Annotated in this window: 20 protein-coding genes and 1 pseudogene; 13 read left to right on the top strand and 8 right to left on the bottom strand. The window is 58.6% G+C overall.

The genetic code is table 11. The annotated features are described in order from the left end of the window. Genes ACR0K4_RS20535 through ACR0K4_RS20520 form a run of 4 tightly spaced genes read right to left on the bottom strand, consistent with a single transcriptional unit; the run spans nt 1 to nt 2,582 of the window. Entirely contained in the window at nt 1-312 is a 312-nt protein-coding gene (locus ACR0K4_RS20535; protein WP_480855534.1) for a Rieske 2Fe-2S domain-containing protein, read from the bottom strand. An 8-nt stretch (nt 313-320) separates the two neighbouring features. After that, on the bottom strand, nt 321-1,145 hold the full coding sequence (locus tag ACR0K4_RS20530; protein WP_480855533.1) for a 3-methyl-2-oxobutanoate hydroxymethyltransferase: 825 nt from the start codon (nt 1,143-1,145) through the stop codon (nt 321-323). Between the two features lie 4 nt (nt 1,146-1,149). After that, nucleotides 1,150-1,887 (bottom strand): SDR family oxidoreductase, encoded by a 738-nt coding sequence (locus ACR0K4_RS20525; RefSeq protein WP_480855532.1) that lies wholly within the window; start codon nt 1,885-1,887, stop codon nt 1,150-1,152. Next, the gene (locus ACR0K4_RS20520; protein WP_480521909.1) at nt 1,884-2,582 is read right to left on the bottom strand and encodes a GntR family transcriptional regulator; all 699 of its coding nucleotides are present in this window, start codon (nt 2,580-2,582) and stop codon (nt 1,884-1,886) included. The genes ACR0K4_RS20525 and ACR0K4_RS20520 overlap by 4 nt, the downstream gene beginning before the upstream one ends. Before the next feature lie 177 nt (nt 2,583-2,759). Between ACR0K4_RS20520 and ACR0K4_RS20515 the strand changes: the two genes are divergently transcribed. The 3 genes from ACR0K4_RS20515 to ACR0K4_RS20505 are packed head-to-tail and all read left to right on the top strand — an operon-like array spanning nt 2,760 to nt 5,905. Then, the gene (locus ACR0K4_RS20515) at nt 2,760-3,791 is read left to right on the top strand and encodes a sterol desaturase family protein (protein ID WP_480855531.1); all 1,032 of its coding nucleotides are present in this window, start codon (nt 2,760-2,762) and stop codon (nt 3,789-3,791) included. Continuing rightward, complete coding sequence (locus ACR0K4_RS20510) at nt 3,788-4,945, top strand: NAD(P)/FAD-dependent oxidoreductase (protein ID WP_480521907.1); 1,158 nt, start codon at nt 3,788-3,790, stop codon at nt 4,943-4,945. Before ACR0K4_RS20515 ends, ACR0K4_RS20510 begins: the two co-directional genes overlap by 4 nt. A 6-nt stretch (nt 4,946-4,951) precedes the next feature. Then, nucleotides 4,952-5,905 carry a 2-hydroxyacid dehydrogenase gene (locus ACR0K4_RS20505; protein WP_480855529.1) on the top strand — a complete coding sequence of 318 codons (954 nt, stop codon included), beginning with the start codon at nt 4,952-4,954 and terminating at the stop codon, nt 5,903-5,905. A gap of 96 nt (nt 5,906-6,001) precedes the next feature. On the opposite strand, the gene ACR0K4_RS20500 is transcribed toward ACR0K4_RS20505, so the two are convergent. Further along, nucleotides 6,002-7,015: a LacI family DNA-binding transcriptional regulator gene (locus ACR0K4_RS20500; protein WP_480855528.1), complete on the bottom strand. Its 1,014-nt coding sequence runs from the start codon at nt 7,013-7,015 to the stop codon at nt 6,002-6,004. Between the two features lie 119 nt (nt 7,016-7,134). Here ACR0K4_RS20500 and ACR0K4_RS20495 point away from each other — a divergent pair, with 119 nt between their 5' ends. The 6 genes from ACR0K4_RS20495 (at nt 7,135) to ACR0K4_RS20470 (ending at nt 13,976) form a co-directional block, all read left to right on the top strand. Then, nucleotides 7,135-8,664, top strand: coding sequence for a sugar ABC transporter ATP-binding protein (locus ACR0K4_RS20495; RefSeq protein WP_480855527.1), 1,530 nt, complete (start codon nt 7,135-7,137; stop codon nt 8,662-8,664). Then, entirely contained in the window at nt 8,651-9,718 is a 1,068-nt protein-coding gene (locus ACR0K4_RS20490; protein ID WP_480855525.1) for an ABC transporter permease, read from the top strand. Before ACR0K4_RS20495 ends, ACR0K4_RS20490 begins: the two co-directional genes overlap by 14 nt. An 18-nt stretch (nt 9,719-9,736) precedes the next feature. After that, entirely contained in the window at nt 9,737-10,834 is a 1,098-nt protein-coding gene (locus ACR0K4_RS20485; RefSeq protein ID WP_480521902.1) for a substrate-binding domain-containing protein, read from the top strand. 75 nt (nt 10,835-10,909) lie between these two features. After that, the gene (locus ACR0K4_RS20480) at nt 10,910-11,671 is read left to right on the top strand and encodes an ATP-binding cassette domain-containing protein (RefSeq protein WP_480521901.1); all 762 of its coding nucleotides are present in this window, start codon (nt 10,910-10,912) and stop codon (nt 11,669-11,671) included. A gap of 12 nt (nt 11,672-11,683) precedes the next feature. Then, entirely contained in the window at nt 11,684-12,808 is a 1,125-nt protein-coding gene (locus ACR0K4_RS20475; protein ID WP_480855523.1) for an ABC transporter permease, read from the top strand. Between the two features lie 34 nt (nt 12,809-12,842). Next, on the top strand, nt 12,843-13,976 hold the full coding sequence (locus tag ACR0K4_RS20470) for a substrate-binding domain-containing protein (RefSeq protein ID WP_480521899.1): 1,134 nt from the start codon (nt 12,843-12,845) through the stop codon (nt 13,974-13,976). A 144-nt stretch (nt 13,977-14,120) separates the two neighbouring features. Here the strand turns inward: ACR0K4_RS20470 and ACR0K4_RS20465 are convergent. Continuing rightward, nucleotides 14,121-14,760 (bottom strand): annotated as a pseudogene (locus tag ACR0K4_RS20465) (IS6 family transposase); the annotation flags it as partial. Nucleotides 14,761-14,983: 223 nt separating this feature from the next. On the opposite strand from ACR0K4_RS20465, the gene ACR0K4_RS20460 reads away from it, so the two are divergent. Next, the gene (locus ACR0K4_RS20460) at nt 14,984-15,295 is read left to right on the top strand and encodes a helix-turn-helix domain-containing protein (protein ID WP_480855522.1); all 312 of its coding nucleotides are present in this window, start codon (nt 14,984-14,986) and stop codon (nt 15,293-15,295) included. After that, nucleotides 15,295-16,527, top strand: a complete 1,233-nt coding sequence (locus tag ACR0K4_RS20455; protein WP_480855521.1) for a type II toxin-antitoxin system HipA family toxin — start codon at nt 15,295-15,297, stop codon at nt 16,525-16,527. Before ACR0K4_RS20460 ends, ACR0K4_RS20455 begins: the two co-directional genes overlap by 1 nt. A 13-nt stretch (nt 16,528-16,540) precedes the next feature. Here ACR0K4_RS20455 and ACR0K4_RS20450 read toward each other — a convergent pair whose 3' ends face one another. Beyond that, nucleotides 16,541-17,563: an AraC family transcriptional regulator gene (locus tag ACR0K4_RS20450; RefSeq protein ID WP_480855582.1), complete on the bottom strand. Its 1,023-nt coding sequence runs from the start codon at nt 17,561-17,563 to the stop codon at nt 16,541-16,543. 27 nt (nt 17,564-17,590) lie between these two features. Between ACR0K4_RS20450 and ACR0K4_RS20445 the strand changes: the two genes are divergently transcribed. Together ACR0K4_RS20445 and ACR0K4_RS20440 are read left to right on the top strand one after the other, a co-directional pair. Continuing rightward, nucleotides 17,591-18,403, top strand: a complete 813-nt coding sequence (locus ACR0K4_RS20445; protein ID WP_480855520.1) for an SDR family oxidoreductase — start codon at nt 17,591-17,593, stop codon at nt 18,401-18,403. A 23-nt stretch (nt 18,404-18,426) separates the two neighbouring features. Then, complete coding sequence (locus ACR0K4_RS20440) at nt 18,427-19,269, top strand: SDR family NAD(P)-dependent oxidoreductase (RefSeq protein WP_480855519.1); 843 nt, start codon at nt 18,427-18,429, stop codon at nt 19,267-19,269. Between the two features lie 117 nt (nt 19,270-19,386). Here ACR0K4_RS20440 and ACR0K4_RS20435 read toward each other — a convergent pair. Next, on the bottom strand, nt 19,387-20,423 hold a 1,037-nt coding region (locus ACR0K4_RS20435), incomplete at its 5' end, for a tetratricopeptide repeat protein (RefSeq protein ID WP_480855518.1).

Raw genomic sequence — 20,423 nt, 5'->3', positions numbered from 1 at the left:
TCAGATCTCGACATAAACATCGTCGCCTTCAACAGCGACAGGATAGGTTTTCAGCGCCACACAGACCGGAGGCACGGTGGGATCGCCTGTGCGGTAATCGAAGGCCCCGAAATGCAGCGGGCATTCGATGTCGAACTCGTCCACCAACCCGTCGGACAGGTGTTGCTTTTCGTGGGTGCAATAACCGTCGGCCGCGTAGAAGTTCCCGTCCGGGCCGTGGATGATGATCAGGCTTTTGTCGCCATGGTCAAAACGCATGACATCTTCTTCTTCGATGTCGCCTGTTGAACAGACGCGGATTTTCTCGGCCATATCAGTCCTCAGATTCTGTCAATTTCGGTCATCAGCTTTTCGTATTCACCCGGTGCCATATGCGGCGTGATGTTGTCCGGCGGAAAGCTGCCATTGGTGGCCGCATCGCGAAAGGCGCTGACGGCGGCGACGCGGGCGGCGTATAGTTCACGGTGCAGACGGGCCAGATCGCCAAAGGCCTGCACATGACGCGGCGGGTTCTCGGTTTCGCCGGTCAGGTCGTTCTGGAACAGGAAATTCACATCCCCTCCGCCGCCCGACCCAAGCGAGACGCAGATCAGTGCAGTGCGGCGGGCAATCTCGGTCATGGTCTCGCCGCAGATCACCTCGGATTCGACGGCAAAGGCCCCGGCGTTTTCAAGCCGCTTGAAATCGCGCAGAAGCTCCAGCGCTTCGTCTGCGGTCTTGCCCATCGCCCGCATGCCGCCCGTCGCAACCGATTTGCGCGGCACAAGACCCAGATGGCCCATGACCGGGATGCCTTCTTTGCTGAGCGTCTCGACCACGTCAAAGCTGCGCGGGGTGATCACCGCATCGGCCCCCAGATGCAGCGCATCCAGTGCGGCGCTCAGGATGTCATCAGTGGTCTTGACCTCGGTCAGTTTGATCGCGGCTGTGCAGAAGCTGGTTTTGTTATGGGCGCGAACATGCACCATACTGGCCGCATCCGACACGATCATGTCGATACCCGCCTCTTCGGCGGCGCGTAAATCGTCCGGGGTGTTGGCCGTGACCTGAGTCAGCTTGCGCCCCTCGGCCTTGGCCTGACGCATGCAGGGGATCGTCACCCTGCGCTGTGCGGGCTGGGCAGCAAAAGTGTAGATGGATTTCACGCGCCTAACCCCGCCCGATAAAGGGCATGGCGGTGGCCATGACGGTCATGAACTGGACATTCGCCTCAAGCGGCAGGTTGGCCATGTGCAGCACCGACAGGGCCACGTTCTCGACGCTCATCACCGGTTCGGGCTTTAGCGACCCGTCCGCCTGCGGCACACCGCCGGACATCTTCGAGGTCATCTCGGACGCCGTATTGCCAATGTCGATCTGGCCGCAGGCGATGTTGAACGGACGCCCGTCCAGCGAGATCGACCGGGTCATGCCCGTGATCGCGTGTTTGGAACTGGTATAGGGCACCGAGCCCGGGCGCGGCACCGCCGCCGAGATCGAGCCGTTGTTGATGATCCGACCACCTTGAGGGTCCTGATCCCGCATCACGTTGAACGCGCCGCGCGCGCACAGAAACGCACCGTAAAGGTTCACGTTCATCACGGTCATGAAATCCTCGGGCGGGATATCCCCGATTGGTGCTGCGGGCACGTTGTTGCCCGCATTGTTGAACAGCACATCCAGCCGCCCATGCGTCTGTTTGATCGCATCATACAGGGCATCGACCTGCGCTGGGTCCGTCACATCGCAGGCGATGGCCTGACCCCCACCCATGGCGGCAACGGTCTCGTCCAGGGGCTCCTGCCGTCGTCCGGTGACCGCAACCGTGTACCCGTTCTGGGCCAGTTTCACCGCGCAGGCCCGACCAATGCCCGAGCCGCCGCCTGTCACCAAAGCAATCTTGCTCATGTTTCGTTTCCTCCCTTGGGTGCCAGCCGCGCGGGCAGGCGGTTATTGTCTTCATACAGCGCAAGATGGCCGCGTATGGCGTCCAGACAGGCGGGCAGGTCGCGGGCAATAGCAGCGTCATAAATCGCCCGATGCTCGGCCCGCGTCACCGGCGAGAATCCAAACCCGTCAATCTGGGACACTGCGTACATCCGGAACGTGTCATAGACGGATTTGTAGGTTCGCATCAGCAGGTCCGAATCGCATGCCCCCAGCAACGTGCTGTGAAACAACCAGTCCTGCCGTGACCAGCGCCTGAGAAAAGGTGTGATATCTTCGGCCTGCTCCATACGCGCTTCGATATAGTCAAGGTTGTGATGGGCGGCGTTCAATGCCATCTCCCATTCAAAATCACCCTGTTTCAGAGCCAGTGCGGCCGCCTCGCCTTCCAGCAACTGTCGCAGATGCGCCGCTTGCCGGAATGTCTCTTCCGAGTGTTGTACGGCGCGAAACCCGTGGTTCTTTTCGTTTTCAACAAAGCCCTCTCCGGCCAGCCGCAACAATGCCTCGCGCAGGGCGGCGGTGGTGCAGCCGAACTCGACCTTCAGGTGTTGGGGTTTAAGCCGTTCGCCGGATTTCCAGCGCCCCCAGATCAGCCCGTCGCGCAGGCTGTCGTAGATATCTGGCGGCGGTTTCGGGGCAGAGGAGGCATCCATTCCAACAGGCGTAAGGACAGGTCGGCGGCAGGTCAAGGAAATTTTGGTAGACGCTCGCAATTTCGTCAAAACTAAAAAGTTTCGAAACTTTTGTTGACGGAACGGTGGAGCCTGTCTATCCGATTAAGTGGTCGGAAACGCACTTTGGCACGGATTCGGCCAAGGAAAGGGCATGTCATGGCGAAGAAACCCAAGATCACGATTGACGAACATGGCCAGGAGCGAAACCGCCGCGGTGAGTGGTGGTCGGGCCGCCCGATCTATCTTGAGCCACTTTTTGACGATCCGCTGAACTTCCCGAAAATATTCAAATGGCTGACGGGTTTCCCGGGATTCTTCCTGCCGTGGTTTGCCATCTATATGGTGCTGATCGGGGTCAGCTATGTCTGGTTCACGCCCGAGTTGACGCGCATGGAAACGTTCCAACTTGGTTGGATGGCCGAGATCCTTCTGCGCAATCTGGTCCTGATCTGGGTCTGGACCGGGATATTCCACCTGTGGTTCTGCGGTTATAAGATGCAGGGGCGGCTCAAGAAGTACAACGCCAATATGCAGGCCAAGAACAACCCCACTTTCCTGTTCGGCGATCAGGTTTGGGATAACATCTTCTGGGCGCAGGTCGGCACGCTGATCTGGACGGGATATGAGTGTTTCCTGTGGTGGGGCTATGCAAATGGCTGGATGCCCTATCTTGACCCGGCGGAGCATCCGATCCTGTTCTGCCTGCTGATGATGGCGATTCCGTTCTGGCGCAACTTTCACTTCTACTGGATTCACCGCCTGATCCACTGGAAACCGCTGTATGACTGGGTGCATTACCTTCATCACAAGAACGTAAATGTCGGCCCATGGTCCGGGATGGCAATGCACCCGGTTGAACATCTGGTCTATTTCTCGTGTATGCTGATCCACGTGATCGTGCCCAGCCATCCGCTGCATATGATGTTCAACGGGTTCCAGACCGCGCTTGGCCCCGCCGTCAGCCATTCGGGATTTGATGAAATCGTGTTTGGCGATGAGCTGGCGCTGCGCAATGACCGCTATATGCACTATCTGCATCATCGCTATCACAATGTGAATTTCGGAGAGAGCAACGTGCCCCTCGACAAGTGGTTCGGCAGCCTGCACGACGGCACGCCCGAGGCCGATGAACATTTCCGCAAACTGCATACCGAGCGTACTAAAGCCATGCGCAGTACCCAGGCATGAGCGGTATCGTAATCGTCGGCGCAGGCCATGCGGGTCTGCGCGCGGCGACCTCGGCCCGCAAGTCGGAGTTCGAGGGTCCGATAACGCTGATCGACCGGGATGCGGTCTGGCCACCGCATGAACGCCCCCCCTTTTCAAAGTGGCGAGAGGATGGGGTGGAAGCGCGCCCTATTGTACCCGCTGAACATGTCGATGCGGCGGGGGTGACGTTCCGGCATGATTTGGTCACGGCGATTGATCCCGACGCCCGGATTCTGACGCTGTCCGGCGGCGCATCCCTTGGGTTTGACAAACTGCTGTTGGCCACCGGCGCAGCGGCGCGCGCCTTTCCGGATGCCATGACCCTGCGTACCAAAGCCGATGAGGATGCGATCCGCGAAAGGGCGACGGGTGCCGAAACCGCCATCATCATCGGGGCAGGATTCATCGGCTTGGAACTGGCATCCAGCCTGCGTGCAATGGGTGTTGCTGTGCGTGTGGTCGAGCAGGCAGACCGTATTCTGGCACGTGGCGCGACTCCGGCGGTCGCCGCTATTGTGCAAGACCGCCACGTCGCGGAAGGCGTCGTGTTCAGTCTGAACCATAGAACAACGCCCGAGGAACTGGCGCAGGCCGATCTTGTCATTGCCGGTATCGGCTCGACCCCGATGGTCGAATTGGCCGAGCAGGCCGGGCTATCGGTTGAGAACGGGGTATTGGTGGACCGCCATTTGCACACCTCGCACCCAAATATCTTCGCCGCCGGCGATTGCTGTGCGGCGCCGGTCACGGGAGACCAGCCAACCCGGCTGGAGGCCTGGACTGCCGCTGGCCAGCAAGGCGAAATCGCAGGTCATAACATGGCCTGCCCCGATGACCTGCGATCCTGTGAATTGACGCCCTGGGTCTGGTCGGATCAGTATGACTATGTGCTGCAAAGCGCTGGACTGCAAAGCGCGGATCACCAGATCATCGACCGCGCGTATGGGCCTGACCACCATATTTCCTTCGGCCTGTCAGACTGCAAACTGGCGTTTGCCGTAGGCATCGCGAAAGGCGTCAAGATTGCAAAAGATATGCGTCTTGCGATGAAGCTGATAGAAAGCGCGCGTTTGGTGGACAGCGCGGCCCTTGCCGATCCTGCCATTTCACTCAAAAGCCTGCTTAAGGGATAGGAAAAAATGACCAAGCCAGATATCCTCGTTGTAGGGTCTTATGCTGACTACGATCAGGTCCCGATGGACGAAGCCTTTACTGTCTGGCTGATGGAGGAAGGCGGCACGCCAGACCATCTGCCAGCCGAGGCGCTGACCGCGATCCGCGCCATCGCCTTTCGCGGCCACTCGTTCCTGAGCGGTGAGGTCATGGACCGGTTTCCCAATCTGGGGATGATTGCCAATCTGGGTGTTGGCTACGACACAATCGACGTAGCCCACGCGGTGAAACGCGGCATTCTGGTGTCCAACACTCCGGATGTCCTGACCGAGGATGTTGCCGATCTGGGCATTGGCATGATGATCGCGTGGTCGCGCGGCATTCCGGGTGCGCAGGCTTGGATACGATCCGGCGAGTGGGCGCAGCACGGCGAATACCGGCTGCAGCGCAAAGTGTCGGGCAAACGGGCGGGGATCGTCGGGCTGGGCCGCATCGGTCGTGCGCTGGCTGAACGGCTGGTGCCCTTCAATATCGACATCAGCTATTTTGCGCGGACCGAAAAGGACACGCCGGGTTGGACCTATTTCGACGACATCCCAACCATGGCCGCGCAGGTCGATGTGTTATTCGTCTGCGTGTCCGGCGGCCCGGAAACGGCGGGTCTTGTGGGGGCTGACGCCCTTGCGGCACTGGGGCAAATGGGGCTGCTGGTGAACATCTCACGCGGGACGACCGTTGACGAGGGCGCACTGCTCGAAGCGCTGGAGAACGGCCAGATCGCCGGAGCTGCGCTGGATGTATTCCTGAACGAACCCAATATCGATCCACGATTCCTGCAAATGGACAACGTGTTGCTGCAACCGCACCAATCCTCCGGCACGATTGAGACACGTACCGCGATGGGGGCCCTGCAACGCGAAAATCTTGCGGCGTACTTTGACGGTCGTCCGCTGGTGACACCCGTGCCCGAGTGCGCCTAGATCGTATTGCGTTTGATTTGAATCGAAATACGCTGCCTCTCCCTGCGGTCGAACGCGCATTTCGATAACTTTGCCTCAGAGGAAACGCAAAACGCTTTAGATCGTGCTGCCCGGAACGAAGCGGAAACTGACCGGTGTGACATCCTTGACCGGTCGGTTGTTGATTGCGGCCAGAATGGAATCGGCGGCTTGCTGACCCAGTTTCAGATGCGCCACATGCATCGTCGTCAGCCGCTGCGGCAGGATTGAGGCGATGGGCAGGTCTCCCCAACCTGCAATTCCGATATCGTCCGGCACGCTGAGGCCACGGGATTGGGCAAACATCAGCCCCCCGGCGGCCATGTTGTCATTCTGGTAGTAAATGGCATCCAGATCAGGTGTGCGGCTCAGCATCTGCTCCGTCGCATAATACCCGGCATAAAATCCGGGCGTATCTTTCAGAACATAGCTGTCGGCGATTGAGCCGTCGCCATCCAATACAGCCGATTTCCACCCTGTAAATCGGCTCTCGGCGGAATGGGCGGCGTCATGATGAGTGCCGATATAGCCCATCCTGCGGTGGCCGCGTTCGACCATATACCGCCCCATTGCATAGCCGCTGTCATAGTGGTTCAGTCCCACGCTCAGATCGACGGGTGAGGTGTTGAGGTCCCACAGTTCGACCACCGGAACACCCGCCCCGCGCAGCAGTTTTCGGGTGCGTTCAGAATGATTGCGACCCGTGACGATCAACCCCGCCGGGCGCCATTCCAGAACCGTTTCGATCCAGCTTTCGACTGATTCCATATCGTATTGCGACACACACAGAACCGCCTGATATCCCGAGGCGTTCAACCGCCGCTCGATCCCTTCCAGAACCTGCGCAAAGACCTCGTTTCCCAGATCGGGAATGGACACACCGACGAAGGTTGAGGTGCTTTCGGACGAGAAGGCCACCGCCATCCGGTCATGGACATAACCCAGCCGCCGGACCTCGGCCATGACGCGATCCCGGGTGTCCTCGGAAAACCCCTTGCCATTGTTCAGCACCCGCGAGGCGGTCATTTTCGACACGCCTGCGGCCTCGGCAACCTCGGCCAGTTTTATTCTTGTTCGTTTTCTTGGGCTCATTCTTGCTCCGAGAGTTACCCGTAACTTTTTTGTTGACTCATCGCTGATCTGAACGCAGCGTAAGGGAGAGATACCGGTAACTCAACAAAAATGTCGGTACGCTTCAGGGAGGAACTTGAGTGTCGAAGGCCGTTTTAAACGGGCTGGTTTTTGACCGTATTGCCAAGCACTTCGGTGGAAACTATGCGTTGAAGGACGTGTCACTTCGGGTGGCGCGCGGCGAAATTGTCGCGCTGTTGGGCGAAAACGGGGCCGGTAAATCGACACTGATCAAGGTGTTGGGCGGCATTCATACCGCTGACAGCGGCGAGGTGCGCATTGACGGCCAACCCTATCGCCATTCACCGGGCAGTTTCGGTCAGCGTCAGAACGTGGCCTTCATTCACCAGGACCTAGGTTTGATCGAATGGATGACCGTGGCCGAGAACATGGCCCTGTCCCTTGGATTTGCCCGCAAGGCTGGTTTTGTAAGCTGGCGGGGTGTTGAAAAGTTCGCCCGTCAGGCGCTGGACAAGGTGGGGTGCGATTTCGATCCGACAACGCGCGTATCCAGCCTGTCGCGCACGGAAAAGTCGCTGATCGCGATTGCGCGCGCTTTGGCAGTGGAATGCGATTTTCTAGTTCTGGACGAACCCACCGCCTCGCTTCCGGCGGATGAGGTCGAGGGGCTGTTCGATGCGATCCGCCCGCTGAAAGACCGGGGTGTGGGGATGATCTATGTCTCGCACCGTCTGGACGAAGTGTTTGCGATCTCGGATCGCGTCGCGGTGCTGCGCGATGGAGAGATGGTTGGAATGCGCGATACCGGCCACACCACGCCCGAAGAGTTGGTGCATATGATTGTCGGTCGCAAAACCCGCGCGGTCCAGAAGGCCGACGTGGTGCCGGGTGCGCGTGTGGCTGAGGTGCGCGATCTGGCCTGCGAAGGGGTGGGGCCGGTCAGCTTCCATCTGGATCAGGGTGAAATTCTCGGGCTTGTGGGCCTGCGCGGCGCGGGGCATGAGGCCATCGCGCGTGCGATGTTCGGGTCGGAACCCTATCAGGGCGACATCGAGATCAATGGCGACCGTCCTGATCTGTCATCACCAAAAGCCGCAATGGAATCCGGGATCGGGCTTGTCGCCCGCGACCGGACCGAGGAATCGGTGGCCGGTACGCTGACGATCCGCGAGAACACCTTTCTCAACCCCGCCGCATTCCAGCGCGGATTCTGGAACGTCCAGTCGGCCCGGACCGAGGCCGGAAAGGCCGCCGAGATCGGCTCGGCCCTTGGGCTGTCACCCAATGATCCGGGCCTGAATGTCGAGGCGCTGTCGGGTGGCAATCAGCAAAAGGTTGTTGTCGGGCGCTGGCTGGCGACAGATCGCAAGCTGTTGATCTGCGAAGATCCCACGGCGGGCGTCGATGTGGGCGCCAAGGCCGAAATCTATGCCCTGATCCAACGCGCCGTGCGCGAAGGTGTGGGGGTTATCGTGGTGTCCACCGATTTCGAAGAGGTTGCCGCGATCTGTACCCGCGCTCTGATTTTCAGTCAGGGCACGATTGTCGACGAATTGTCTGACCATCGCCTGAACACCGAACAACTGATTCAGTCTGCCTCGGCAGGTAATGTAACGTCCCAAATGGAAACACCGCATGCAGTCCATTGAATCCAACGCGCTGGAGCCGACGAAGGCCGAAATGCAGAACCTGTCGATGGCCGCGCGCCTCGGGCGTCTGGTGCCGGTCTATGGCCTTGTGGTGTTGACCATCGCCCTGATCCTGTTGTTCAGCATCCTGCTACCAGACACTTTCCCGACCATGCTGAACTTGCGGTCGATCCTGGCGGACAAGGCGATTATCGCGATCCTGTCGCTGGCGGCAATGATCCCTATGGTGACGGGCAAGATCGACCTGACCGTCGGATATGGCATCGTGTTGTGGCATATTCTGGTCATCAGCCTGCAGATCGCCGGTGTACCATGGCCGCTGGCCTGCGTTCTGATCCTGATCGCAGGGGCCTTTGTGGGGTTCCTGAACGGATTGCTGGTCGAAGTGGCCAAGATCGACAGTTTCATTGCCACGCTTGGAACCGGCACCATCATCTATGCACTGGCCCTGTGGCATACGGGCGGGCGGCAGGTCGTAGCGCAGTTGGACCCGGGTTTCTACAAGCTCAGCACCACCTTTGTGTTTGGCCTGCCCATCACCGCCTATTACGTGCTGGCGCTGGCTGTTCTGCTGTGGCTGCTGCTCGAATACCTGCCGCTGGGGCGCTACATGTACGCCATCGGCGCAAACCCTAAGGCGGCGACGCTGAATGGTATCCCGGTTGCGCGCTATACCATGCTGGCCTTCATTGCGTCGGGGGCCCTGTCGGCGCTGGCCGGTGTGCTTCTGGCGTCGAAACTGAGGATCGGACAGGCAAGTGTCGGCCTTGAGTTTCTGCTGCCCGCGCTGGTCGGGGCCTTTCTTGGATCGACCACGATCAAACCCGGGCGGGTGAACGTATGGGGCACGATCATCGGTGTCATCATACTTGCCGTCGGTATCTCGGGGATCCAGCAATTTGGCGGGTCGTTCTGGGTTGAGCCGATGTTCAACGGTGTGACCTTGCTGGTCGCGATCGGCATCGCGGGTCTGGCACAGCGCCGTCGGGCCGCAACGCATTTCGGGGCCGCCGGGGCCGAGGAGGGGCCTGCGGAGAAATCATCGGAAACTTGATAAACGGGAGGATATAATATGTTCAGAAGAACTCTGCTGGCCAGCGCCGTCGCGGCATTGGCACTGACCGGAGGCGCAGGGGCGCAATCGGTGGACGAAGCGAAGGATTTCATCGCTCAATTCGCATCACGACAGGACAGCTGGACCGGCCCGACCACGGGTCCGGCAGCGCAGCCGGACAAGCTGGTTGTCATGCTGGCTTCGGACCTCACAAACGGGGGTGTTCTGGGCGCGGCTGAAGGCGCGCAAGAGGCCGCCGAGGCCATCGGCTGGGACCTGCGCGTGATCGAGGGCGGCGGCACCGTTTCGGGCCGCACTGGCGCGTTCAGTCAGGCGCTGGCGCTGAACCCCAACGGCATCATCATCAACGGGTTCAATCCGACGGAGCAGCAGGTGGGGATTGCTGCCGCGCAAGAGGCGGGGATACCGATGGTCTCGTGGCACGCCACGTCCGACAATGGCCCTGCGCCGGATGTGGGTATCTTTGCCAACATCACGACCAATGCGCGCGATGTATCGCTGGCGGCGGCCTATTGGGCCTTTGTCGATGCGGATGAACAGCCTGCCGTCGTGATCTTCACGGATTCGACCTATCAGATCGCCATCGACAAGGCCGACTGGATGAAGGAAGCCATCGAAAAGCTGGGCGGCACGGTGCTGGAATATGTCGATACGCCGATTGCCGAAACCTCGACCCGGATGCCGCAGCTGACCACCTCGCTGTTGCAGCGCCATGGGGCCAAATGGACTCATAGTCTGGCCATCAATGACCTGTATTTCGACTTCATGGGCCCCTCGCTGGCTGCTGCGGGCATTCCCGGGGATGGCGGGCCGATTGCCGTGGCCGCGGGTGATGGCAGTCAGGCCGCCTATCAGCGCGTCCGCACGCAGGAGTATCAGGCCGTCACCGTGGCCGAGCCGCTGAACCTGCAGGGCTGGCAGATGATCGACGAGTTGAACCGCGCCTTTGCGGGCGAAGACTGGTCAGGCTTCAACTCACCGCTGCATGTGGTGACGCCGGACAACATCGAATTCGATGGCGGACCCAACAACACCTTCGATCCCGATAACGGCTATCGCGATGCCTACAAGAAAATCTGGGGTGTAGGCGGTTAAGTCTCCCCGAACCGCCTTATCGTCCGGCGCGCCGCAGGTGCGCCGGAGACAACCAACACGAAAAAGGGCACCTTCATGACGGACAAGTCACCCATAGTTTCCATGCGCGGAATCTCGAAACGTTTTGGCGGCGTCCACGCTTTGGAGGGCGTCGATCTCGACGCTTACCCCGGAGAGGTTCTGGCCATTGTCGGCGATAACGGGGCCGGTAAATCGACGCTGATCAAGGTTCTGACCGGCGTGTACCAGCCGACGGAAGGTCAGATCCTGCTGGATGGTCAGCCCTTCGCCATGACCAACCATTCCGACGCCATCGCAAATGGCATTGATGCGGTTTATCAGAATCTTGCACTGGCCGATCACCTGACGCCCGCGCAAAACCTGTTTCTGGGCTCGGAGCTGACGCGCAAGGTACTGGGCATAGAAATCCTCGACAACCGGCGTATGCGGGACGAGGCGCGCCGCGTTCTGCAGGACCGTCTGGGGGTCAACCTGGGCTCGATGGAAGTGGAAACCGACAGCCTGTCGGGTGGCCAGCGTCAGGCGGTCGCAATTGCGCGCGCGGTCCGGCATGACGATCTGCGCGTGCTGGTCATGGATGAACCCACCGCCGCCCTTGGACCGCAGGAAACCGCGCGAACCCTGAAGCTGATCAAGACGCTGCGCGATCAGGGGCTGGCGGTGATCGTGATTTCGCACTCGCTGGATGACGTGTTCGAAATATCCGACCGCATCCATGTGCAGCGGCGGGGCGAATGCGTTGGTGTCGTCAAAACCGCCGAGGTCACCAACGAAGATGTGCTGGGCATGATTGTCGGCACCAAGACAGCTGCCTGAGGGGAGAGAGACATGAACGACACAACTGCCACTCGTCCTCAATCCCTGACAGCAAGACTGGATGCCTATATGGGCGTTCTGGGTCCGCTGGCCATGATCCTGTTGATCGGGCTGTTCATGGCTGCGGTGGAACCGGCCCGGTATTTCCGTCTGTCGAACCTGAACCAGATTCTGCTGGATGCCGCGCTGTATATGCCGATGGCAATGGCGATGACCTTCGTCATCACGCAACGCGGGATTGACCTGTCTATCGGCTCGGTCGCGGCCTTGTCGGCGATCTGCATGGCTTTTATGGTCAAACAATGGGGGCTCGCGCCCTGGGCCGGGGTGCTTGTCTGCATCACGCTGGGCGCGCTTCTGGGTCTGGTCAACGGACTGGTGATTACCGTGTTCCGGGTGCCCGACCTGATCGGTACGCTGGCCATGGACCTTGTCTACCGCGGCTTCGCGCTGGTGCTGGCCAAAGGGCTGGTGCTGGCCCGATTCCCCGAGCTGATCACCGAAATCGGGCGCGGCCAGATGTTTGTCATCCTGCCCACGCCGGTTGTCATCGGAATATTGACGCTGGTGATCGGCTATTTCGTCCTGCGCGACACCTATTTCGGGCGCTACACGATCGCCATCGGCTCAAACCCCGAAGCCTCGGAGATGACGGGGATCGCGGTCGACCGCTATCGCATCTACGCCTATGTGCTGATGGGCGCGATGGCGGGGCTGGCTGGGCTGATGCTGACTGGCAAACTGAACGCGGTACAGGCGACATCAGCGCCTTACTTCAACCTGCATGTTATCGCAGCCGTGGTCGTCGGCGGCACCTCGCTGTTCGGTGGGCGAGCGTCGATCATCGGGTCTTTTGCGGGCGTGCTGTTGCTGTCGATGATGGTGAACGCGCTGGTGACGTTGCGGATTGAATTCTTCTGGCAATCGGTCGCCTCGGGCGTGGTCATCATCCTGTCCGTCGCCGTCTATACCTGGATCGGTAAAAAGGACCGCGATGGCAGCGGCAGCATCGGCGCGCTGTTCGCCAGCGCCGAGAACCGCCGCATCGTCAAGCTGATCGCGGTACTGGTCGCCGCATTCGTGATCGTCGTCGTGCTGGGCATGTTGTTCGGAGGGGATCCGAACCCAAGCGGCTAACACCGAAAAAGTAATCAAACCTAGGGAGGATAATATGAAACTACTCAATACAACGGTTCTTGCGACCAGCCTTGTCGCATCCGCAGCCATGGCGCAGGAGTTGCCGCTCAAGGCGCTGCCCGATGACGGAGAGCGGGATTTCTGGCTGATTGAACAGGTGAATGAGCCGGGCAAACTGGAAGCCCTGCAGGATGTGACAGGGGCCGAGGCGGTCGCGTTCAAGGGCACACAGGAAAATCCGATTCAGATCGCCTTTATCTACCCATCGGCTGATGTCTCGGACTTCTGGGCGCGTTCCTATCTGGCAACGACCAAGCGTCTGGATGAATTGGGTATCAACTACGAGACGCGCGAATTTGCTTCTCGTCAGATCGAACATTCGCTGCAATCGACCTATGCGCAGCAGGTGGATCAGGATGCCGATATCTATGACTTCGTGATCTTCGGACCCTCGGAACTGGCCACGCAAGCCGACAATATCGACAAACTGTCGGCCAATCCCGATCTGACCACCTTTGTCTGGGCGTTCCACACGCCATTGCAGTATCTTGAGAACCAGCCGGATATGTGGCTGGATTTCTCGTCCGCTTATGGTGCGATCAAGATCTGCGACTACATGGTGGAACGACTGGGCAATGACGTTGTCTATGCGATGAACCGTGGCATTCCAGGCATCACCGATAACCAGCGTTCAGGCGATTTCAAGGATTGTGTGGCCGAGAAAGGCAACTGGGATGTCGTCTATGAACATTACGGCGAATACCAGCGCGAAGGCGGGTTCGAAGGCACGCAGCTGATCCTGCAGGCCTACCCTGAGGCCACCGTGATCCACAACGCCAACACCGCCATGTCCATGGGGTCGGTCGAGGCGCAGCTGGCGGTCGGCAAAGAGAAAGAGATCTTCTCGACCGGCTGGGGCGGCACAGGTCTTGAGTTGGAAGCCATTCGCCGGGGTGAGCTGGATGCGACCCCGATGCGCATGGGCGACGATGTGGGCGCGGCCACTGCCGAGGCGATCAAGTACCATCTGGAAGGTCGTCAGGACGAACTGCCGCTGGTGTTCCTGGGCCGCATCACCGTGGCACATGACGAGATGTCCATCGACGAGATCGACGCCCTTGAACAAGAAGCCTTCCGCTTCTCGGGCGTCGGCAAGCTTGAGCGGTAAATTACCAGCGTAAATGAAAGATCGACGGCACCTGCACAGGCAGGTGCCGTCTTCGTTTCGCATGATCCGTCAGTCAGTGATTGTTGGGTTTCGTGGCAAATTCCTTTGAAGGCTGAGGAGATGGCGCAGTCGGGTTGATGACTCTGCCAGTTGAGGAAACTGCCGAAATGCAGAGAGTTCGGGCGTGAATTGGCCTTTGCGGATCATGTTGACCAATTCTATGTCTGCCAGGGCAGATGCAGCTGAATCGAAAGACTTGAAACCCAGCATGAGCCTGATGCGACGTTTGATGAATCGATGGCCTTGATCGATGATGTTGTAAAGGTATGTCCGTCTGACCATCTCAATCGGTGCCGGACAACCAAAGCCTGTCATCCTTTTTGTTTATGGCTTTGATGTCGGCAGTGTTGGCTCCGCGTTTGTCGATGGCAATCTTTCGCGGCAAACCGATCACCTTAAGCGCACGAGCGAAGAATTTCGTCGCCGCAGCTTTATTCCGGCGTTTGGAAAGCATGAAGTCCGGGGTCTTGCCGTGTTTGCCCATGGCGCGACAAAGATAAACCCACTCGCCCTTCACTTTCACATAGGTCTTATCCATGCGCCACGAACGGTCGGCAGGGCGCTTTTTGCACCGTGAAGCATCAGCTGCAAGACCGACGTATCGGCTCACCCAGCGGTTCAGGGTCGCGTGATCCAGTTCAACACTACATTCTGCGATGATTTCTTGCAGATCCCGATATGGCACTCCGCATCGGAGATAGAAGAAAACAGCGTGTAAGATCACGTTTTTCGGAAAATGTGCACCCTAAAATGAGATTGTAACGGTCTGTTCCTGTCATTTAGAGCATGCGCTACCAAAACGACACTCAGCCTGACAGGTGGGAAAAAGTTTGCGACAGAATCCTCTGGAGCCTGGGGTGGGCGAGGTGAATTGATTGCTTTGCATTGGCAATAAAGATTTATATATTGACCTTAACGAATTAAAAAGTTGAGTAAAGGACACTATATTGGTCTTTAATTTTGAGTCACAGACTCCGGGCGCGGCACAGGATGAGATTCGCTCTGCTGCCCGCAGGTTGCGTCTGGCTCATAACATGACACAGAAGGCCCTGGCCGAAAAATCGGGTGTGCCGCTATCGACGCTCAAGCGATTTGAACAAAGCGGTGAGATCTCGCTGGCTTCGCTTCTAGCGATCGCAGGGGCGTTGGGTGCGCTGGATGCGTTTCGCTATCTGTTCCCTCAGCCTACGGCCGCGTCTCTGGATCAGTTGAAATCGGTTGGGGTTGACCGAAAGCGTGCTGGAAAAAGGCACAAGTGATGGTGGATCGTCTGAACATTGAACTGGACTTTGGAGATCATCGGCGTCAGGTCGGACAGGTCGCTTGGGTCAAAGACCAACGTCGTGCGGCCATAGAATGGGCGAGCGAGTTCGTTGCACGCCCGCTGCCGATATCGCCTTATTCGATCCGGTCCTGGCAGGGGCTGCATTTCGGGGAACACACGCCATTTGACGGCTTGCCGGGTCTGTTGGGGGACTCATTGCCCGATGGTTGGGGTCATCTGCTGATTGATCGCGAACTGGCGCGACAGGGCAGGGCGGTTCATGACCTGACACCGGTCGACCGGTTGGCCATCGTGGGCCAGCACGGTATGGGGGCGCTGAGCTATCATCCCGAAGAAGAATTGACGAAACGGGACACTATTGATTTGGATTGGTTCGCCAAAACGGTCCAGCACATCGAAGAGGATATGGCTGTCGAAGACCTGCGCCGCTTGCGGGCAGGCAGTGGCGGCTCGGCGGGGGCACGACCGAAGTTCGTAGCACTGATGAACTCTGACACCGGGATGTTGCGGGACTATCGCAGTGCGGTGGAGGAGGGGTTCAGTCACTACCTGATTAAATTCCGGTCCTCGTCAGACCCGGTCAGCGCCGCGCGCGAGGAACAGGCCTATGCCGAAATGGCGCGTGCAGCCGGGATCAATATGTCCGACACGCAGGTTCTGACGACCGGTGAGGGGGATGATCTGTTCGCCACCCTTCGATTTGACAGGCCCAGCGGTCGGCGGCTGCACATGCACACAGTCGCGGGCATCCTGAATGCGGATTTCACTGCTCCGGCTGTTGATTATGAAACCCTTCTGAAATTGACGTATTTTATGACAAATCACCAAGGAGACGTGGAAGAGATGTTCCGGCGGATGGTGTTCAATGTTCTGAGCCACAACCGAGACGACCATATCAAGAACCATGCCTTTCTGATGGACCAGCATGGCACTTGGCGTTTGTCTCCGGCGTATGATCTGAGCTTTTCGGATGGCCCCGGCGGCGAACATCATCTCAGCGTCAATGGCAATGGGCGAAACCCAACGCATCAAGACCTGATCGCAGTAGGGCAGGGGGCGGGTCTGAAGCCGCGCCGCATCACGGAAATCATTGAACGAGTTCGCAATGTCACCCATCAGTGGCTGGCCTACGCAGATGCCGGTGGTGTTCCGGCAGTACGAAGCCGGGAAATCGCCGAGAGACTGGCGCTGGTTGACGTGAACTGATCGATCCGGTTTCTTAGCTGGCAGCGTCGAAAACACGATCCTGCCGGGGAGGTCGTCCGAATTTACGAGTGTATTCCCTGGAGAATTGTCCGGGGCTTTCGTATCCGACCCCGAAGGCGATATCGGATACTTTGGAACGGGTCGTTCGAAGCGTATCCCGTGCCTGCAACAGTCGCAGATCCTTTTGATATTGCAGGGGCGAGGTTCCGGTGACGGCTTTGAACTGTTCGAAGAAAGCCGAACTGCTCATACCGATGCGCCCGGCAAGATCTCCGACTATAAGTGGCTTGGCGAGATCGGATCGAATTTCGCGCGTCGCAGCAAAAATCCGGCTGGCGGTGGTGTCATTCCACAAAAGCTTCTGGAGCACGCCGCCATGACGCCCTAAAAGCAGGCGGGCATGAATTTCGCGCGATGTGATCGGGGCCAGAAGATGCCGCATCTCGTCCGTCTCGCACTGGCGAAAATAGCGAGTGATGGCGTTCTCCATGTCGGTATCTGTCTCTGCAAGGCATATTGAAAATGGGTCAGGCGCCCGAGCGGTGGCGGAAATCGGCACCGAAGGGGCCAGGCTGCGCAGCACATCCATATCCAGAGGAAAAACAAGTGCTACGTAAGGTTGTTCCGTCGTTGCCTCAGTAATCCGCGACACAACCGGCAGGGCGTGGCTAACGATCAGCGATTGTCCGGCCCGGACAGTCACGCTCTTGGTGCTTGTCCCGACCTCTTTCGCCCCCTGTAGAACGGCGCAGAACAAAGGGCGATACACGCTCGAATCCAAGCGGGTGGTTGAGGGGTGGATCAGCAGATGCGTCCCGGTTTGCTCGTGTGAAACCCCTCCGTGCGCAACCCCTTCCCGTTCAAGAACAGCCTGTACATAACCCAACAATCCCGCTTGCGTCATAGGTGCCTCCTTCGCCGTGCCAAGCCTTAGCACGATATTCCTCAAGAATTTATCGAATAGTCCGATTTCTGGAGGATCGTGCAAGTAATCAGGACTTAACGCGATGAAAACAGCGAAAGTTAAAGCTATCATCAAAGCATGAACTGGAGGAAAATGGATATGAAGACCATCCTAATCACCGGGGCTTCTTCGGGCATCGGGGCCGCGACCGCGCGGCATTTTCAGACAAACGGCTGGAATGTCATTGCCACGATGCGCAATCCCGCAGCCGAAACGGATCTCGTTACTTCTGAGAACGTGCATCTGGCCCGGCTGGATGTGACCGATCCCGGCTCGATCTCGACCGCCGTAGCTGAAGGGATCGACCGTTTCGGCCAGATTGATGTTCTGCTCAACAATGCGGGCTACGGTGCCTATGGTGCGCTTGAGGCATTCTCGATGGATCGGATCCGGCGCCAGTTCGAAACCAATGTGATCGGGCTTCTGGAGGTGACCAAGGCCGTTCTGCCTCATATGCGGCAGAACCGTTCCGGCACAATTATCAATATCTCTTCCATTGGCGGTCAAATCACATTTCCTCTCGGGTCGCTCTACCATGGCACCAAGTTCGCAGTGGAAGGGTTGTCCGAGGCGCTGCATTACGAACTGGAGCCGTTTGGCATCCATGTTCGGATTGTCCAGCCGGGCATGATCAAGACCAATTTTGGCGGCAGCTCCTTTGATTTCGCTATGGACGAAGGCCTGAACGACTATGCGCCCACCGTCGATGCCATGGGGCGTTTGTTCGGCAGGCTGGCCTCGGATCCATCTGCCCCGGAAACTGTTGCTGGGGTCATTTGGGACGCTGCAAACGAGACCAGTGATCGCCTGCGCTTTCGCGCAGGACCCGATGCAGAGAGGCTGCTTGATGCACGCAAGGCACAGGACGACGCAACCTTTATCGGCAGCCTCAAAAAGCAAATGGCGTCCTGAAGCAGAATTGGAAGGGATGGCACATGTACAAAAATGTTGTCAAAGAAGGCGGTTTGGCGGTGGTGACAGGGGCGGCCAGCGGTGTTGGAAAGGCCGCTGCGGTTCGATTTCTGCAAGACGGATTGGGGGTCATTCTGATCGATCTTCCGGGGGAAGCCTTGGAGGCAGCCGAAACGGAGCTGCGCGGCATGGCTGGACACTCGGCTCTGGTCCGTGCGGTTCCCACCGATGTGACCGACGCCGCAGCCGTAACCACCCTGGCGGATGAGGTCTTTTCACTGGGCGATATTGCGGTTTTGATGAACAATGCCGGAATTGCCCTGCCGACCGGCAGTTGGGAAAGTGCCGGGAACTGGCGCAAGCTGATCGAGGTAAATCTATTTGGCGTCATGAATGGCGTACATGCCTTCTTGCCGAGGATGATCCAGAGGGATCACCCGGCCGTTGTCATTAACACTGGCTCGAAACAAGGCATCACGACCCCACCGGGAAACCCGGCCTACAACACAAGCAAAGCGGCGGTGAAGGTCATGACCGAGATGTTGGCCAATGACCTGCGTCAGGCAGAGGCACCGATTACGGCCCACCTGTTCGTGCCTGGGTTTACCTACACCGGCATGATACAGAAATTCATGGCGGAGAAGCCCGCTGCTGCCTGGACCAGCGAACAGGCCGTCGACTTCCTGGTAAGCCGTATGTCAGCGGGAGATTTCTATATTCTCTGCCCGGACAATGACGTATCGCAGTCGCGTGATATCAAACGCATTGAATGGGCCTTGGGCGATATCATCAACAATCGCCCAGCTCTTTCGCGTTGGCATCCGGACTTTTCAGACGAATTTGCTGCGCATGAGAACCCTGAATAGGGGGCTGTTTGATCGCCAGAGGGGTCAGCAAGACCTGTGTAGGGCCGCATTTTCCTAAATGATCAAGTGAAGGCGGCACATGATATCGACTTTGAAAACAGAACGCTTGCACCACCGCTACAAGGACAATTTGTTAAGCGATGAGGTCAGGGCCTGCAACCGATCGGTTTGGCGCAGGTTGAAATGGGTCAGGAACTCGGGCTTGCCAAAGGGGACGTTCCTGGCGCGGATGGCCTCGACGCAGGTCTGGGCTTTATCCGCATTCCCGGCTTCTGCGTGCACGACCGCACCAATCATGAAGACATAAAGGTGGGGGTTGGGCGCGCTCAGGGCGTGCTCGGCATAGGCGCTGGCCGCAGCCAGATCGCCCGAGACAAATGCCGCCAACGCGCGCGTGCCGTACATGGATTGCAGATGCGGGTCCAAGGGGCTTAGCCTTAGCGCCGTTTCCACGTTTTGGTCCGCAGTTTGACCGTTGCACAGCACGGTGTTCAGCGTGGCGTTGTTGTAGTAGCCGAACGCATAGTTGGGGTTCAGATCAATGGAGCGGTCCACCCAGACCAACCCTTGCTCGGCGTCTCCCAGCAACCATTTTGCGCGCCCGTAGATCAGGTTGCAAAACGGGTCCAACGGGTCCAGTTGCAGGGCATCTTCGGCATGTCCCAACGCCAATCTGGCGTGCAGGCCTGTATCTGTCGCGAAATGCTGAAACGCGTTCTGGAATTCGGTATAGGACAGCCCGCAATGGGCGCGGGCAAAGCCTGGATCCTGTGCGATGGCAGTGCGAAAGTGACTGGCCGCAATCTCGTTGTCAGTGCGGTTATACCGGTACATATGCCGTATCCCGAGGTGGTAATGCCCCCACGCATTAAGGTTTTCCGAAGGGATGTGCGTCAGACGGTCAGCCTCGTGCACCGGCAGGCGCAGTTCCAGTGCCATGGCAAGGTCACGCGCAATACGGGCGCGCATATCGTACACATCCGCAATGGCTCCGGGGACACGGTCGCTCCAGATCACTTGACCTGAGCGTGCATCCGACAGTTCGGTATAGATGGCAAGCCGGGTGCCCTGCCACTCCACGGTGCCTGACGCGACGAACTGCGCGGCCAGTTGCGACCCCATGTCGGTCAGATCGGTTTCAGGCCCCGCGAACC

Source organism: Ruegeria sp. K11 (assembly GCF_056531905.1).
Note: the sequence above shows the minus strand (reverse complement) of the source record. Positions and strands in the feature narration are given on the sequence as shown.